Annotated in this window: 8 protein-coding genes; 3 read left to right on the top strand and 5 right to left on the bottom strand. The window is 57.7% G+C overall.

The window, feature by feature from the left end:
• Positions 1-310 precede the first annotated feature (310 nt).
• The 4 genes from bshB1 to ABSG47_RS01160 all read right to left on the bottom strand — a co-directional run bounded on the left by bshB1 (position 311) and on the right by ABSG47_RS01160 (position 6,465).
• Positions 311-937: a bacillithiol biosynthesis deacetylase BshB1 gene (bshB1, locus tag ABSG47_RS01175; protein ID WP_424165284.1), complete on the bottom strand. Its 627-nt coding sequence runs from the start codon at positions 935-937 to the stop codon at positions 311-313.
• Between the two features lie 96 nt (positions 938-1,033).
• Complete coding sequence (locus ABSG47_RS01170; RefSeq protein WP_424165281.1) at positions 1,034-2,587, bottom strand: hypothetical protein; 1,554 nt, start codon at positions 2,585-2,587, stop codon at positions 1,034-1,036.
• Between the two features lie 463 nt (positions 2,588-3,050).
• Positions 3,051-6,227 (bottom strand): outer membrane beta-barrel protein, encoded by a 3,177-nt coding sequence (locus ABSG47_RS01165; RefSeq protein WP_424165278.1) that lies wholly within the window; start codon positions 6,225-6,227, stop codon positions 3,051-3,053.
• Positions 6,184-6,465, bottom strand: a complete 282-nt coding sequence (locus ABSG47_RS01160) for a carboxypeptidase-like regulatory domain-containing protein (RefSeq protein WP_424165275.1) — start codon at positions 6,463-6,465, stop codon at positions 6,184-6,186. Before ABSG47_RS01160 ends, ABSG47_RS01165 begins: the two co-directional genes overlap by 44 nt.
• 545 nt (positions 6,466-7,010) lie before the next feature.
• On the opposite strand from ABSG47_RS01160, the gene ABSG47_RS01155 reads away from it, so the two are divergent.
• From ABSG47_RS01155 to ABSG47_RS01145, 3 genes are all read left to right on the top strand, one after another.
• A complete protein-coding gene (locus ABSG47_RS01155; protein WP_424165272.1) occupies positions 7,011-8,885 on the top strand; it encodes a bifunctional homocysteine S-methyltransferase/methylenetetrahydrofolate reductase in 1,875 nt (624 codons plus the stop codon).
• 193 nt (positions 8,886-9,078) lie between these two features.
• Entirely contained in the window at positions 9,079-10,872 is a 1,794-nt protein-coding gene (locus ABSG47_RS01150) for a tetratricopeptide repeat protein (RefSeq protein WP_424165269.1), read from the top strand.
• Positions 10,873-11,439: 567 nt separating this feature from the next.
• Positions 11,440-12,978 (top strand): ricin-type beta-trefoil lectin domain protein, encoded by a 1,539-nt coding sequence (locus ABSG47_RS01145; RefSeq protein ID WP_424165266.1) that lies wholly within the window; start codon positions 11,440-11,442, stop codon positions 12,976-12,978.
• A 604-nt stretch (positions 12,979-13,582) separates the two neighbouring features.
• Here ABSG47_RS01145 and ABSG47_RS01140 read toward each other — a convergent pair.
• Positions 13,583-14,968, bottom strand: a complete 1,386-nt coding sequence (locus ABSG47_RS01140) for a metallophosphoesterase family protein (protein WP_424165264.1) — start codon at positions 14,966-14,968, stop codon at positions 13,583-13,585.
• Between the last annotated feature and the right edge of the window lie 66 nt (positions 14,969-15,034).

Below are 15,034 nucleotides of genomic sequence, written 5' to 3'. Positions count from 1 at the left end.
CTGCTCATTGCCACGCCGCTGTTCAAGCGCACGCTATAGGCATTTCCGGGCGAAGGTAAGCCTCCGGAAAGCAAACGAGGCGGTCGGTTCCTTGTGGGAGGATCGACCGCCTCGCTGCGTTTGACACTTCATTCAATATATCTCTGGATGCCCGCTCCCGCAGAGCACTGTCATCCCGAACGGAGCCGTTTTCTTCAGGCGAAGTGAGGGATCTGCGGTTGTTCTTACAGTTGCCGGGTGCCCCATTCATGGCGCAGTCGTATCGCGTCATGAGTGGGAGAGCACTCTCGCTCGTTCAACCACCATCAAGCTAAGAGCTAAAAGCTGCCTTCAGATCGACTGCACCGGCAAAAGCGTAAACAAACAGCGCGCTACCCTCCGGCTGATTCGCATACTGCGATCGATAAGCCATCAGAGCCGCATGTCTCTGCTCGATGAAGGGCGTAATGTCCACAATAAAACTAGGCCGCACATCCGCATAAAGACTCGCATACACAATCTTGAACGGCCGATGTGGCGCAGTCCCCGTATCGATCTTCGCCAGTCCCGAAAGAAAGCAAGCCTCATACCCAAGCGTACCCACAATCGCATGATCCGGATGCCGCGCCTGCCAGTAGGGAAGAATCATCACACGCGGACGAACCTCGCGCAGCACGCGCACAATCTTCAGCCGGTTTTCGAGTGTGTTTGCAATCGCGCCATCCGGCAGATCCAGCGCCTCGCGCCATCTTACGCCAAGAATCTTCGCCGCGTCGCCAGCTTCTTTCGCGCGGTCCTCCGCAGTTCCGCGCGTTCCCGCCTCGCCCTGCGTCAAATCCAGAATTGCCGTCCGCAGTCCGCGTGAGGCAGCCCTCAACAGCGTCCCGCCGCAAGTCTGCTCCACATCGTCGCGGTGAGCCGCAATCGCCAGAATCTCCGCAACGGAATCCCCGCCCATCGCAATCTCCATAAACAGAAAACTCTTAGCTTTCAGCCTACCGCGCGTTCCCGCACATCAAGCTAAAAGCTAAGAGCCAGCGGCTAAAAGCTGCCTTTAGTACACAGTATTATTTGCGTCGCTCAACCCATCCATATACGCCACATCGTAGGCTGTGCCGGTTACCTGGACGTAAAAGTTGTTGAGCTCCACGGGAGTAGCCGCAGTGGTGTAGATATGCACCTGGCCGCCCACCGCAGTGTAGACCTTGCTCAAGCCGGTCACGGCCGCAATGCCCGTAGCGTCACCCAGGTAAGGCAGCAGCGTCACCGCACCGGTCGAGGTGTTGTACATCGTCAGGCAGCCATAGGCGAGCCCCTCTGCAAACCGTGCGCCGTTGGTACACTTGGTTTCCGCAATCCATAGCGTGTTTTCGTCCGCCTCAATCATGCGCGTTGGCCCGCCTGCCGCTCCGTCGCTGATCGATGCTGTCGATGTGGTGGAAACCGTCGCGCCGGAGCCGGGAGCAAGGTTAAGAATCGTAAGCTGACCGGTAAACAGTCCGCTGGAAGCTCCGGAACCCGCGCACGCCGCCCCGCCATTGGAGAGCGAAGTCGATGCCAGGCACTGGCCGATGACGTACATCGTCGATGAGTCCAGCAGTGCGTTGTTTGCGCCGCCGGGCACCGCAATCGTACATGCAGTCAGGGTAGCTCCTGAGCCGCAGCTTGCGTCCAGGGCGGCATTCGTGGGCAGTTGGCCGGAACCCTGGTTGGGCAGGAAGATCAGGCTGCCGGTGGGCAGCAGCGAAATAGCCGAGTTGTTTCCACCGCACTCAGGTCCGCAGCTCAGTACGTAGGCCGTGCTGCCGTCGCTCGAAAAGACTGCCTTGACCGGACGGTCAAAATTAAGCGGAGCGCCGTAGGGAGTGCCGGTCGAGTCTACGTTGTCCGGGCTCTGTGCCTGGTAAAGGCACCACGCAGGCTGATTCTGCGGTTCGCAGTCCACGGCGGCCTTGGGCCAGGTGGAGACGCCGCCCGAATACGCCAGCGTCTGCGAGGCATTCAGCTTAACCGGGTAATAGGCGTAATTCGAGTTACGCACAAAGTACAGCGCAACAGATCCACCGGAATTCACGCTGACGTGATACACACCCGGAAGATTCAAGGAATACACCGCGCCGGCACTGCTTACCGTGCGGTCAATCACTGTGGCCTGGCTGCTTGCCTCGGTTGCGGCAAAGATATAACTCTGGCTCCGCGTCACAAAGACGCCTGCGGACTTGGCAGGCAGCCCGGCCTGCGATCCGGTGGTGGCTTCCTTCTCGTAGTTGATATAAACAAAGCTGCCATCGCCGTATCCATACACTGCGCCAAGCTGCTCTTCAGGCATGTTCTGGATGGTGGTGGGCAGCGCGCCGGAATATCCGGAAATGGAATAAGTGACGGTATTGCTGTTGAATTTATAGCGCGTATCGTAATAGGCGTCGAGAATCTGCAAAGTTCCCTGGCTCAGCGCCGAGGGATTTTGAATGGCAACCAGAACCCGCCACGTCAGTCCGCTCGGTGGCAGCGTACGGCCCGCAAAAAAAGTGGTTGACCCACACCCCGCCAGCGCAACCGCCAGGCTGAGCGCCGCGGCGGCGCTAATCCAAAAACTGCTCTTCTTCAAAATTCTTCCCTCAACCCAAAGCGGCAGCCTCACGGGGCCGCAGAATAAACAAGCTTGTGACGGAACGCCGGAAACCTGCGCAACCGCATAAAAACTCTGTCAAATGCCCGGTTTCGGCAGTACTCCGATAATCCTTTTGACTCCCGAAGTATAACAAAGCAACCCACCACTCCCGGCAGTTGCCTGGGTCTTTGGAAAGCCGGACCACTACTGACTTTGGGTGCCCAGGTCTCCCTCTTTTGGAGACATGGGATGACGAAAGGGCGGGTGGCCCCGATCCCGACCTCCGATCTCAACCCGCACTACGGGTGCCCCCGGTCCCTCGCCTTTGGGGACCGGGGGCACACTCGACGGATGCCGGGCTATATGAGATCGGGGCCACCCGCCAGTTTCAGGCGGATGGGCCGGAGATTTTGAAGCTCCGGCCCATCCAACGCTGGCTGGTTCGATCGCCGCTTTGATGCTAGAACTCAACCCGCAGCGCGAGTTGGCCCGTACGGTTGCCCGCATTTTCCGTGGTCTGCGCAGCAGTTAGAAGACCGAACGCTCCGGTGTTGCTGGTATTCGTTGCCGGGGGCGCGAAGTTGGTATGGTTCAGCACGTTGGTGAATGTCGACTCGAAGCGCAAACGCCAAGCTTCGTGAATGGCAAACTGCTTGGCCACGCCACCGCTTACGGCTATGGTGCCGGGCGCCTCCAGAATGCCTACGCCTGCGTTGCCGATTCTTCCCGCGCCGGCTGGTGTATTCGTGAAGGCATTCACGTTAAAGTACTTACCATTGGCTCCGCGCAGCGAGACATTGGGTACTCGGTCGGGGCGCACGACGGATCCGTCTCCCAAAGGGTCCGTATTGGTTTGGTCGGTCGTTACGCTGTCGGTCGGGGTCAGGTACGGCCCGGTTTCAAGCAGCGTGATGGTATTCAAATTCCAGCCGCCGAGAATTCCGTCAACCCAGCGCGAGGAATTCAACCATGCGCGCCCCTTGCCGAAGGGCAGCTCGTATGTTCCAGTTACCAGCAGCCGCTGACGGCGCGTTCCTTCTACGTTGCCCCGGTTGGCCCTCACATCGAAGCGGTTCATTACGGCAAGTCCATAGGAGGTCTCACCCGCGAAGGCAGTGGGAGCATCTCCCTGCGCGTCGCTGAGGCTGCTTGTCCAGGCGTAATTGGCGTCATAAGACAGCCCTCTACCGATCCTGTGGGTCGCCTCCACTTCCATCGACTCGTAGCTCGTGCTTCCCAGGTTGGCGGTACTGAAGATCACCGACCAGTTCTGGTACGGCGCGTTGGCGAAGTTGTACGGTTGGCTGCTGGGTACGGTTTGATTGAGGTTTTCCGTTACGTTCAGGCGATAGGATTTCATGCCCACATAGCTGACGCGTAGCAAGGTAGCGGCGTTCAATGCCCGCTCCACGGTCAAGTTCCACTGTGCCGATTGCGGGTCGCGGAAATGAGGATCGGTGGCCTGTTCAATTTCTCCGCCACCAAACTGCAGCCCTCCATTCAGCCCCGCGGTCACAGGAGCAACCTGCGGGAAGGCAAACTGCGGCGTGCGTACATTCGTCGGATTGTCCGGCTGCGTGTCATTGGCCCATGTATAGATAGAAGCCTCAGGATTACCATCCAGGTTGTTTTGCAGTTGCCCTAAAGAAGTTACCGTGAAGATGCCAAAGCCGGCTCGGATGACGGTCTTATTGTCCCTGAAGGGGCGATAGGCAAAGCTAATGCGCGGATCGAAATCGCGCTTGTAGGTCTCGCGCAGCCCTGTAGGCAACCCTGCCATATTGTTGGTCACTACCGGAGTGCAGGTGGCCGGATTGTAATTGGGGTTGAGGGTCTGCATTCCGTATCCGCAGGCATTGAACCAGGCCAGGAAGCCTGGAGCCGGTCCCAGCGTGTTGAGCAAATTCCGAGAGACCACAATCGCGCCTTGGCCGTTCGCTCCAGGACCCTTGTAGTAGGGATCAAAGTTGGCGGCATTTCCCAACTGTGCGTGAAAGGCGGGAAGCAGTTCCCAGCGCAGCCCGACATTGACGGTCAGGCGATCGTTTATCTGCCACTCGTCCTGGCCATATACGCCCAATTGGAAGCCATGGGCAATTTCTCTCGGGCCGGTTACGGCAAAGTAAGTGGTATTGGGCAGGCCCAACAGAACATCGCCGAATGAGCTGTTGGTAAAGACGTTCTGGTTGAAGGTGATCAGACCGTAGTCGTCCGAGGGAGTCTCGATCTGCGGTACGCCATCGCTCAGCGAGCGAAGGTCCACACCACCGCGCAGGGTGTGTCGGCCGTGCGTATAGGTCAGGTTGTCGGCAGCCTGCTTGGTGCTGGAAACCGTCGAGCCCACGTGGTCCCTGCCGATCGGTGTGAAGGACGTGCCATCGGAAAAATTGATCGTGGGAAAGCCTTGATCGGTGGGATGGTTCGATACATTTACTCCTTGAGGTCCGCCGACTTGAATGCCCAGCCCCTCAAGAGCGGTCGCGCCTTCGATGGGGAAGTTCGGAGCCAGGATCGAGTTTGTGAAGCCAAATCGGAACTCATTCACAAGCCGCGGACTGAATATGTAGCTGTCAGACACCAGAAAGCTTCGGTCATGCTCGGAGTCCACGTCGTTCGGCAGCAGGGGGTTGACCACATTCACAACCAGATTCTTCCAGTTGTACCGGGCATAGACCTGGTGACTCGCGCTAATTACCTGATCGATGCGTCCATCGAAGCCATCCGTAGTCGACGGAATCGGAACCAGCGTCTGGTAATTCAGCTGACCAGGAGCGCTCGCCAGATTCGGCAGAGGATAGTATTTGTTCAGCAAGTTCTTGGCGAACGGGTTGATGCTCGATTCCGGAATGGTGTTGTTGGCGTAAGCCTGGCCCGTATAGGGGTTGTTCAGCGTGGAGAACGTAGACGGTGACGCCAGGTCGCTCAGGTCTCCCATCCTGTCGAGAACGCTGGGCACCGTGTACTGCTCGGGCTGCGAGGTGTTTCTACGGTTGCCCTCATAGTCGAAAAAGAAGAAGGTCTTGTTATGGCCGTTGTAAAGATGCGGAATCAGCACCGGTCCGCCCACGCTGCCGCCAAAGGTGTTGAATTGCTTCGGAGCCTTCTCCGAAAAGCTGTACACACGCGCATCAAGGGCAGCGTTTTGCAGGTACTCAAATATGCTGCCATGAAACTGGTTTGTGCCGCCCTTGGTGGTGAAGGTCACGTCGCCTACCTGGGAAAACTCGGCGTTGTTGTTGAAGGCCGAAATCTTCAGCTCCGCAATTCCCTCCGAGGATGGATAGGGGTTGGTGCCGGCCGCGCTGCTAAACACATTGGCAGTGGAGATGCCATCCACCGAGTATCCGACCATGTTGGCGGTTGCTCCCCCCACAGCCACATTGCCCTGATTGTCCGTTTGCACATTTGCGGAGGTCGTCAGCGCGGCCAGAGGGCTGGTCGTCGAGGCGCGGAAATTGAGGGGCAACTCGCCGATCAGAGTTCCGCCTTTTGAATCGGCAAGGACACCGTTCTCAGTGTTGATCTGGGTCGCAGTCGAGGTGACCTCCACCGTGCTCACCGTCGCGGCAATAGTCATCGTAAGGGCATAGCGGCTATCTTGCCGCGCTTCCAGGACGATGCCGGCAGCGACCGGCATCAGCGAAGCCATCGTGCTGTGCCCGCAGACTGTAACTTCCAGCCAGCACATTCTCAAACAAGTAGCTGCCGGTCCCATCGGATTTCACCGTGCGGTCGGTGTTCTTATCTACGCTGTGCAAAATAATCTGCGCATCCGGTATGACGGCGCCGGAGTTATCCTGAACTGTGCCGCGAATGCTGCCGAATGTGGACTGCGCATGGGATGTTGCAGCAAGTGCAATCGCGAAAAATAGCACGCCACATCCTCTTGTGACACTGGCACAAAACTTAAATGAATTCATATCCTTACTGCTCCTTGCGCGCTTTAACCACAAGCGCCCAAGATCAGCTTAAGATTGCATCCATAAGGGCAGCATTTCCCAGCGATAGTAATGGTATGCGGATTATGTAATAAATACATAAGAGTTCGCCGAAGCGTGTACTGCAACAAGGGTTTACCGGACATTCCAACGCCAGCAAACTGGCGACGGCCTCGCTGTTCGTCAAACCCCGCTCCAGAAACCTCTAGTTGGGAAATAAGAGAATCGTCATAGGCCGGATTCCGGAACCGGTATCTAAACGGCTATCTGACCGATACACATTACAGGCGAATCCCCTTTGACGATAGCTTTTAGATCTGGCAATTGGCGGGTGGCCCCGATCTCGGTGGCTTTTCCCAATCCAGATGAGGGTGCCACCGGTCCCTCGCCTTTGGGGGCCGGGGATGGAAGCCAATCCCATCGGTCCTGCCTCTCTCACCGTCCCACCCACGTCCTCAGCGTATGCGTTAGCATGAAAGTGCATGCCCTCCTTTGCTGAAATCTTCGGAACCCGACCCATCCTCGCCGATGGCGCGATGGGTACCGTTCTGAACAGCCGCGGCGTGCTCATCAGCCGCTGCTTCGACGAGCTGAATCTCACCGACCCTTCGCTGATTCTTGCCGTCCATGAGGAATATCTCCAGGCCGGCGCGGAGATTCTCGAAACCAACACCTTTGGCGCAAACCGCTTCCGGCTCGGCAAGTACGGCCTCGGCGGAAAAGTAGCGGAGATCAATGCCGCCGGCGTGCGCATTGCGCGTCAGGCTGTGGAACGCCTCCTGGCCCGCCAGGCAGGCACAGCCTGGGTCTCAGGAACCATTGGCCCGCTCGGCGTCCGTCTTGAGCCTCTCGGGAAAACCGGTCTCGATGAAGCGCGCCTTGCTTTCATCGAGCAGATCCGCGCTCTGGCCGCCGCCGGAGTCGACATGCTCACCATCGAAACCATGCCCGCCCTGAATGAGGCTCGCGAAGCGCTTTTGGCCGCGCATGAGGCCGCGCCCGGCCTGCCCGTCGTAGCCATGGTTACGGTAGATGACGAAAGCAATTGCCTCGACGGCTCTTCCGCCGCCCACGCCGCCGCATTGCTCACCGAGTGGGGCGCGGATGCAGTCGGCGTGAATTGCTCTACCGGCCCGGCCAGCGTCCTTACCGCGATAGAAAAAATGCGCGCCGCCACAACGCTGCCGCTCGCCGCCATGCCCAACGCCGGTATGCCCCGCGCCATTGAAGGCCGCAACATCTATCTCATCTCGCCGGAGTACATGGCCAGCTTTGCCCGCAAGGCCATCCTTGCCGGAGCGCAAATCGTCGGCGGCTGCTGCGGCACCACGCCGCACCACATCCGCATCATGCGTACCGCCGTCCGCGCGCTGGATGCGCAGGAGCAGGTGGCGCACGGCGATGCAGTGGTAGAGATCGTGCGTGAAACGCCGCCCGTTCCGCTCGCCGAGCGCTCCCGCCTCGGCGCTCTTCTCGCGCAGGGAACCTTCGTCAACATGGCGGAGATTGTTCCCCCGCGCGGCATTGACTGCTCGCGGGAGATCGACGGCGCACGAATGCTCGCGCTTCATGGCGTTCACGCTATCAATGTGCCGGATTCGCCCAGCGCCTCAGCCCGCATCAGCGCGCAAACCCTCTGCATCCAGATTCAGCAGCACACCGCCACGGAAACCGTGCTGCACTACACCTGCCGCGACCGCAACGTCCTCCGCATTCAGTCGGACCTGCTCGGCGCATCCTCCATTGGCTTGCGCAACATCCTCTGCCTCACCGGTGACCCGCCGCGCCAAGGCACATATCAGGACGCCACAGCCGTCTACGACGTCGATTCCATCGGCCTCGTCAACATGGCCCGCCGTCTCAACCACGGCCTCGACGTCGGCTCCAACGCCATCGGCGCAAGCACTAACTTTGCCATCGGCGTCTCCGCCCACCCCGGCGCGCCAGACATGGAGCATGAGCTCCGCCGCTTCAAATACAAGGTAGAAGCAGGCGCGGAGTACGTCATCACCCAGCCCGTCTTCGATCTCCGTCTCCTCGAAGATTTCCTGGCCAGCATCGAAGGCTACCGCATCCCCGTCATCGCCGGCATCCTTCCGCTTACCAGCCTCCGTAACGCCGAGTTCCTCAAGAACGACCTCCGCGTCTCCATGCCGGAAGAGATGATGCTCCGCATGGCCCAGGCCGACACACCGGAAGCCGCCGGCAAAGAAGGCATCTTGATAGCGCAGGAGATGCTGGCCGCCGTCCGCCCCTACGTCCAGGGCGTACAGGTCACCGTCCCCGAAGGCCGCTACGCCGCCGCCGCCGAAGTCCTCACCGGTACACCCATCGCAGCCCAAATCGCGCAGGTGTAATTCCAGGAGCTTGCTCCACCACAGAGCCTTGTCATTCTGAGCGGAGCTGTTTTTTCAGGCCAAGTGAAGAATCTGCGGCTGCCTTGCAATTATTTTCCCGCCTCTAAAAGCCACAGATCATGGGTCACCCCGTTCGTGTAGCATTGTTCTCACTCACCTGTTCAAGATCATGATTGCCGATGGAGGAAAGCCCGTGGAGCGACTCAAGCGCCTTCTTGCCCTGGACTCAATTTCGTTGAAACACGTCAATGCGCGGCCTCTCCAGATATTTGCAGCCATCACTTTCCTCGCATCCGCACTAGCAGCACAAACGGCAAATGATGCCTGGAAGGATTGTCAGGAGGCGAAGGACGAGCAAGCGATCCAAACCTGCACTGAAGTCATTGAGTCCGGCAAGGAGAACGGGGCGCGACTGGCCGCAGCCTTTGTAAGCCGCGGTATCGCATATCAGCTAAAGGATGCCTGCAGCCGTACGATTCAGGACTACAACGAAGCAATTCGGCTTGAGCCGGGCGACGCAGTCGCATTCTATGACCGTGGCGTAGCCAAGCTCTGCCTCGCCGGGCATGATCACGCAAAGCGAAGTCTCAATCAATCCGTGCAGCTCAAATCCGATGAAGATGCCGTGAGCGAGCATGGAATCGCTTACAACGCAAAAGGCGCAGCCGCGCCGGCCATCCGCGAGGCTGGCGTAGATACCGCCTGGGATCTGAAAAGCGAAGCTCAAGCCTCCCCGAGCGCCGACGCAGACCCATCCAGCAGCGAGCTCCAGTCCGCAATCCAGGATTTTGATGAAGCCATCCGCCTCAATCCCGGATTCGCCTCAGCCCTGAATAATCGAGGCTTCACATTCGCAGCTAGCGGCGATTATGACCGTGCCATCAAGGATTTCGAAGAAGCCATACGCCTCGCGCCCAAGAGCGAGCTTCCTCTCATCAACCGCGGTCGTGCGTATCAATCCAAAAATCAGTATGACTTGGCCATTCAGGACTACAGCAATGCGCTGGAGCTGCAACCGGATTCTCAGCTCGCACATTTTGATCGCGGAATCGCATATGAATTGAAAAACGAAAACGAACTGGCCGCACAGGATTATGAGGACGCAGTCAAAATCGATCCAACCTATGAAAATGCTCTTGTCAATCTCGGCAACACATACAGCGATAGCGGAGCCTATGACCGCGCAATCCAGAAGTTTGATCTCGCCATCCGTATCAAGCCCGACGATCCATTTGCACTCTACGACCGCGGAAACGCATACCGCGAAAAACGTCAGTACGATCTCGCAATTCAAGATTACGATCAGGCAATCCAATTGAGACCGGAGTACGAGCCTGCATTCAATAACCGTGGTCTGGCCTATGACCGCAAACACAAATTCGATCTGGCCATTCAGGACTTCGATGAGGCCATCCGTCTAAAAGAGGAAAATACTTGCTCGCTCAACAACCGCGGCATCACATATACCCATCAGGAGCAGTATCACCGCGCTGTCCAGGATTTTGATGAGGCAATCAAGTTGAGGCCGAATCATGAACTCGCCTACAACAATCGCGGCATGGCCTACGTATTGCAGAAGCAGTACCAAAGCGCAGCGCCTGATTTTGATCGCGCGCTAGCGCTCAGGCCAGACAAAATCGCGCCTCGAATCAGCCGCTGTGCGCTGCGCGTTGTCCTTGGAGATTTGGAAGGCGCATTGGAAGATTGTAACCTCGCGCTTCAGATGCAAAAAAATAATCCTCTGGCGCTCGATGATCGAGGCACCGTGTATCTGAAGATGAATAAGATTGACGCTGCCATCGCGGACTACAATGCCGCTCTCGCCATCAATCCCAGAATCGAAAGCTCCTTGTACGGCCGCGGACTCGCTGAATTCAAAAATGGCGATCAAGGCGCATCGCAGCGGGATATTGCCGCAGCAAAGGCAATCGATCCTGACGTCGCAAACGAATTTGCTGAACTTGGCCTTCCCGCACCTTCTTTTTAGCAAGGTCAGCCACCTCGGAGACACAGATTTTCCGACGGTGAGCAGCGACCGATGCGACCTTCAGGAATATCCTCAAGTTCCGAAATAGTTGGCCCACAATTCCATTTGCCAACGGTTTCAATCGCATGATAAAAAGGCGGCCAGTTATTGCGTGGCGCATTCTCGTGCTGCAGATGCCATTATGCGATTGGAGCAATTCCATCGAATGATCAATCTGAAGGAAGCGGTTGGGGTTTTGACCGGAAGAGATCGGCCTCTTCTTCAACCGGTTCGCGGGGCTGCGAATAATTATGGCAAGACAAATCGCATAAGAAAATCAATCATTTTTGAAGTCCACTTTTTCAGGTGCGCCTTGTTGCTCGCGAATGTACGTGGTCCCGCGGGATCATAAGCTTCTGTGCAGCAAAGGCAAGCACCGCTTCCCGGAACGTTGCGTTGAGTACGGAATGAACTTCCAATCGAAGAATGCCCGGTTCGCAATAGTAGACCGAGCGAAAAATGGGCTGAGCCAGCAAAAGTTCGCCTGCTCAGATTGCGTCGAACATACACCCGAGGAGAAAAATTACAATGATTTCAAAACGCATAGTGCAAACTGCCGTCATGGGCAGGCTGCCGTATTGCCTGATGGCCGGAGTGCTTTTTTCAGGTAGCTGCACGCTCGTGGCGCAAAACACAGCTTTCGGAAACCATGAAGGCTTTCCAGGCGCATCCATCCACCGTCAAATATGTTCCGTAACTGCCGATTGCGGGAACTTCGTCCAGGGCAGCGAGACTGGCAGCGTCCCGATCGGCATTGGCAGCTTCACACTGAGCCCGCAGAGTGCGCCAACATTGGTCCTGGATGACGCAGGCGCCGGCACAGGAGAAGGAAATCCGCTCGATATCTTCACTTCGAACAGTACCGGGGCGCAGATGTGGTCAGTGAACAACACCGGCGTGTCGCCCCCCGGCTTCTATAACTTTGCCGCTCTTGGCCCCAATTGCATGACCGTCTCGGGAAGCACCACCGGTTCGCCGGTAGTTCTGGACGCGTGCGCCGGCACGACCGAGCAGGCCTGGGATCCGGTGCTGATTGGCAAATTCTACGAATTCCAGGTTGCTAACAGCACAAATCTTTGCCTCACCGCGAGCGGAAGGGCCGTGGGCAGCACTGTCGTAGTGGATACATGCACCGGCTCGAGCAGCCAGCTATGGTCGATGGCTGTGGAAACCAACAGCAGCAACACCGGCAAAGGCGGCCAGGCCGCCAGCCCCTGCAACGGGATTGGCGACATGACGGTTGCAGGAGTGAGCTACAGGCCGACCTGGTGCCAGGAATTCGAGGGTCCATCTCGTCCGCCATCCACGGACGCCTGGAATTTCGACCTCGGAAACAACAACGGCTGGGGAAATAACGAAGCCGAGGTTTACTGCGGACCTCCGGGAGTCCAGGGCAATCCGAGCCAGTGTCCTACAAAGTTCAGCACTGCCACGGCTCCGGTCTACATCGATGGCAACGGCCATCTCGTGATCCAGCCCAGAAATGTAAATGGAACGTGGATTTCGGCTCGCCTCAATACGGATGGAGGGCAGACCTTCCAATACGGCATTCTTGAGGCCAGAGTCGAGTTGCCTGATCTCACCAACCAGGGCCTCTGGCCGGCCTTCTGGGCGCTGGGCAACAACATTAACAGTGGCGTTCCCTGGCCAACTGCCGGCGAAGTGGACATCCTTGAAGACTGGTCACCGCAGGTGTTTGGCGGAGCCGGCGACGCAGGGGAGAACTCCACACTCCACACGTTCCTTACCGGCGGCGACGGACTTTCGGACCGCTTCCTGTTCCCAGCGGGACAGGCAGTGGACACAGCCTTCCACGTCTACGGAATCATCTGGTCGCCAGACAAGATTCAGTTCTATGTGGATGACCCAACCAAGCCATTCTTCACCACTACGCCCTCCAGCCTTCCCTCGGGAGATGTATGGGCATTCAATCAACCGATTTTCATCATGTTGAATGAGGCTATCGGCGGCACCCTGGGTGGATCGATCACCAATCTGACCAACCCTGGGCCGATGACGGTCGACTACGTTCGCTGGTACGCGGCGCCACAAAGTCCTGCGAACTAGAGTCGGTTCAAATTTCCCGGCGGTGGAATTCATCTCCACTGCCGGGTGCCACCCGAATCACGGATGGGCCACCCGCCGGCAGCACCGTGAGGGAACTACGGCCCGGAACTGGTAGCTGAGGATGCAGGGAAGCGAAAAGGCCACCATCCGGGTGGCCTGCGGTTGGGTATTCTTCAACGACCCTCTCTGTAAATCCCGTACCATACCAAGAGAGCGAATACGCCTGCAAGCGCGTAACATAATCGGGCTACAACCTGGTTTTTGTAGGGCTTTTTAGCGGCACCGGTGATTGGCTTGGGATATACCGAACGAGCAAATACGGCTGCTGCTGCAATCAGAGCAACCACTTCTCTCTGCATTTGCTGCGTCATTTGTGACTCCCAACCGAACGAGTCGCGGTCACTGTATTACTCCATCTGCACACGTGTGCCCTCCAAATGGTTTTATGGTTGTGCCGGTTACCATCGCTGATCCAGAAGCTCCGCCAGCCAGACCAAGCGTTCCTACACCTCCAACCACAACGCCGCCCGGCGCAGTGCCATTGCCCCAGAAGATATCGCCTGTACCACCGGCACCGTCTCCTGCTGTTCCGCTCAAGCAGCGATCACAGCGTATCGCTAACACCAAACTTAGTAGCCGTTCCCAGCGGCGGCACCTGGTAATAATCCACGGTTGCTGTCTGCCCATTCAGAGTAATCATCGCAAAGGCATTGTTATAGTCAGTGCCATTATTCCCCAGCACTGCGCCAGGATTCCACACCGGCATCTGCGCCCCCTGATACGTCTGCAGACCGGCCGCGCTCGCATACGATTGCTGATTGGTAAACACCGGAACCGCCGATGCGCCCACGCAGCACCCCATTTGCAGCCCCATGTACGGCTCATACACCGCCAGCGTATGTTCATGCCCCCAGAACCACGCCGCTACTTGCGGAAGAACACCCTGAAAGCTTCCATAAAGATTCGGATTGTAGGCGTATTTCTGGCCATTCACGCTCCCCACCGAGCCGAATGCCGATAACAACTGGTGGTGCGATAGCAGCACCGTCTTGCGTCCGCCCGCCTGCTGAATCTTCGCAAGATGCCAGTTAGCCTCCACCCAGTTCCCCGACGTCACCAGCCCCGTCATATTCGTGGAGACCGTCAACGGATCGTTATCGTTGTGCCCCGTATCCATCGCCAGAAATTGCCAGTCCGCATTTTGCAGGCAGAAGTAGCTGGCCTGCTGGTTCAACTGATCCACCAGCCAGTAGTATCCATTTCCTCCCGAATACATATCGTGGTTGCCGCACAAGCTGAACAGGGGAGTTCCGCTGCCGAGAAATTGGCGGCAAATGTCCAGAAAATTGCTCTGTGCTTCTGATTGAGTTCCCGCATAATAAATGTCGCCGAGATGAATCAGCACATCGGGACCAAGAGCAGCCACCTGTTGCAGCAGATTGATCGCTACCTCGTCGCCCGTCCCCCAGTCTCCAATGATCGCCAGTTTGGTGGCAGCGCCAAGATTGATCACCGGATCAAGGTTCGGCCTGTAGGGCAGCGCTCCGCCTGACACCTTGTATGCCAGATACGTTGTCACGCATTCGGCCCACAGCGGATCACACTCGGAATCCTTCAACTCTCCCGCCAGCAACTGGGACTGCTGATGATTACCCGTCATCTCCGCCCAGAGAAACTTAGCCGCTGTCTTCGCGCAGTCGCCAATCACTCCGGCCACTGTCATCGGCGCCACAGCAACGCTGGGCGCAGCCTTCGCCGGCGTGGCCGCAAGCGTATCCATGCTCACCGTCTGCCCCGCGGTAACCGGCTCGCCGATCAATCGCACCGGCGCCATCAGATCATCCGGCGCAGGCTGTGCCGCAATAGCGACTCTCTGCCTGGTGGCTGTCGCCATCCGGCTTTGAACGCTGGCATGCCGCCGCTGCACTTCCGCAACAGACGCCTGCCACAGTGACAGCACAGGATTCCCATAAGTGTAAGTCTGAGACATTTCGCCCCTCCGTCCATGCAGTGAATTTTTCCCTGTTAACCGACGCACGAAAAAGTACCACTTCTA

Source organism: Occallatibacter sp. (genome assembly GCF_049510455.1).
Taxonomy (GTDB): domain Bacteria; phylum Acidobacteriota; class Terriglobia; order Terriglobales; family Acidobacteriaceae; genus Telmatobacter.
The sequence above is the reverse complement of the archived record's forward strand: the minus strand, read 5'-3'. Positions and strand labels throughout refer to the sequence as shown.

What these genes read in the sequence shown, in the direction of transcription:
- ABSG47_RS01155 (WP_424165272.1), top strand. Translation starts at nt 7,011, where the DNA reads ATGCCCTCCTTTGCTGAAATCTTCGGAACCCGACCCATCCTCGCCGAT.
- ABSG47_RS01145 (WP_424165266.1), top strand. Translation starts at nt 11,440, where the DNA reads ATGATTTCAAAACGCATAGTGCAAACTGCCGTCATGGGCAGGCTGCCG.
- ABSG47_RS01140 (WP_424165264.1), bottom strand. Translation starts at nt 14,968, where the DNA reads ATGTCTCAGACTTACACTTATGGGAATCCTGTGCTGTCACTGTGGCAG.
- ABSG47_RS01165 (WP_424165278.1), bottom strand. Translation starts at nt 6,227, where the DNA reads ATGCCGGTCGCTGCCGGCATCGTCCTGGAAGCGCGGCAAGATAGCCGC.
- bshB1 (WP_424165284.1), bottom strand. Translation starts at nt 937, where the DNA reads ATGGGCGGGGATTCCGTTGCGGAGATTCTGGCGATTGCGGCTCACCGC.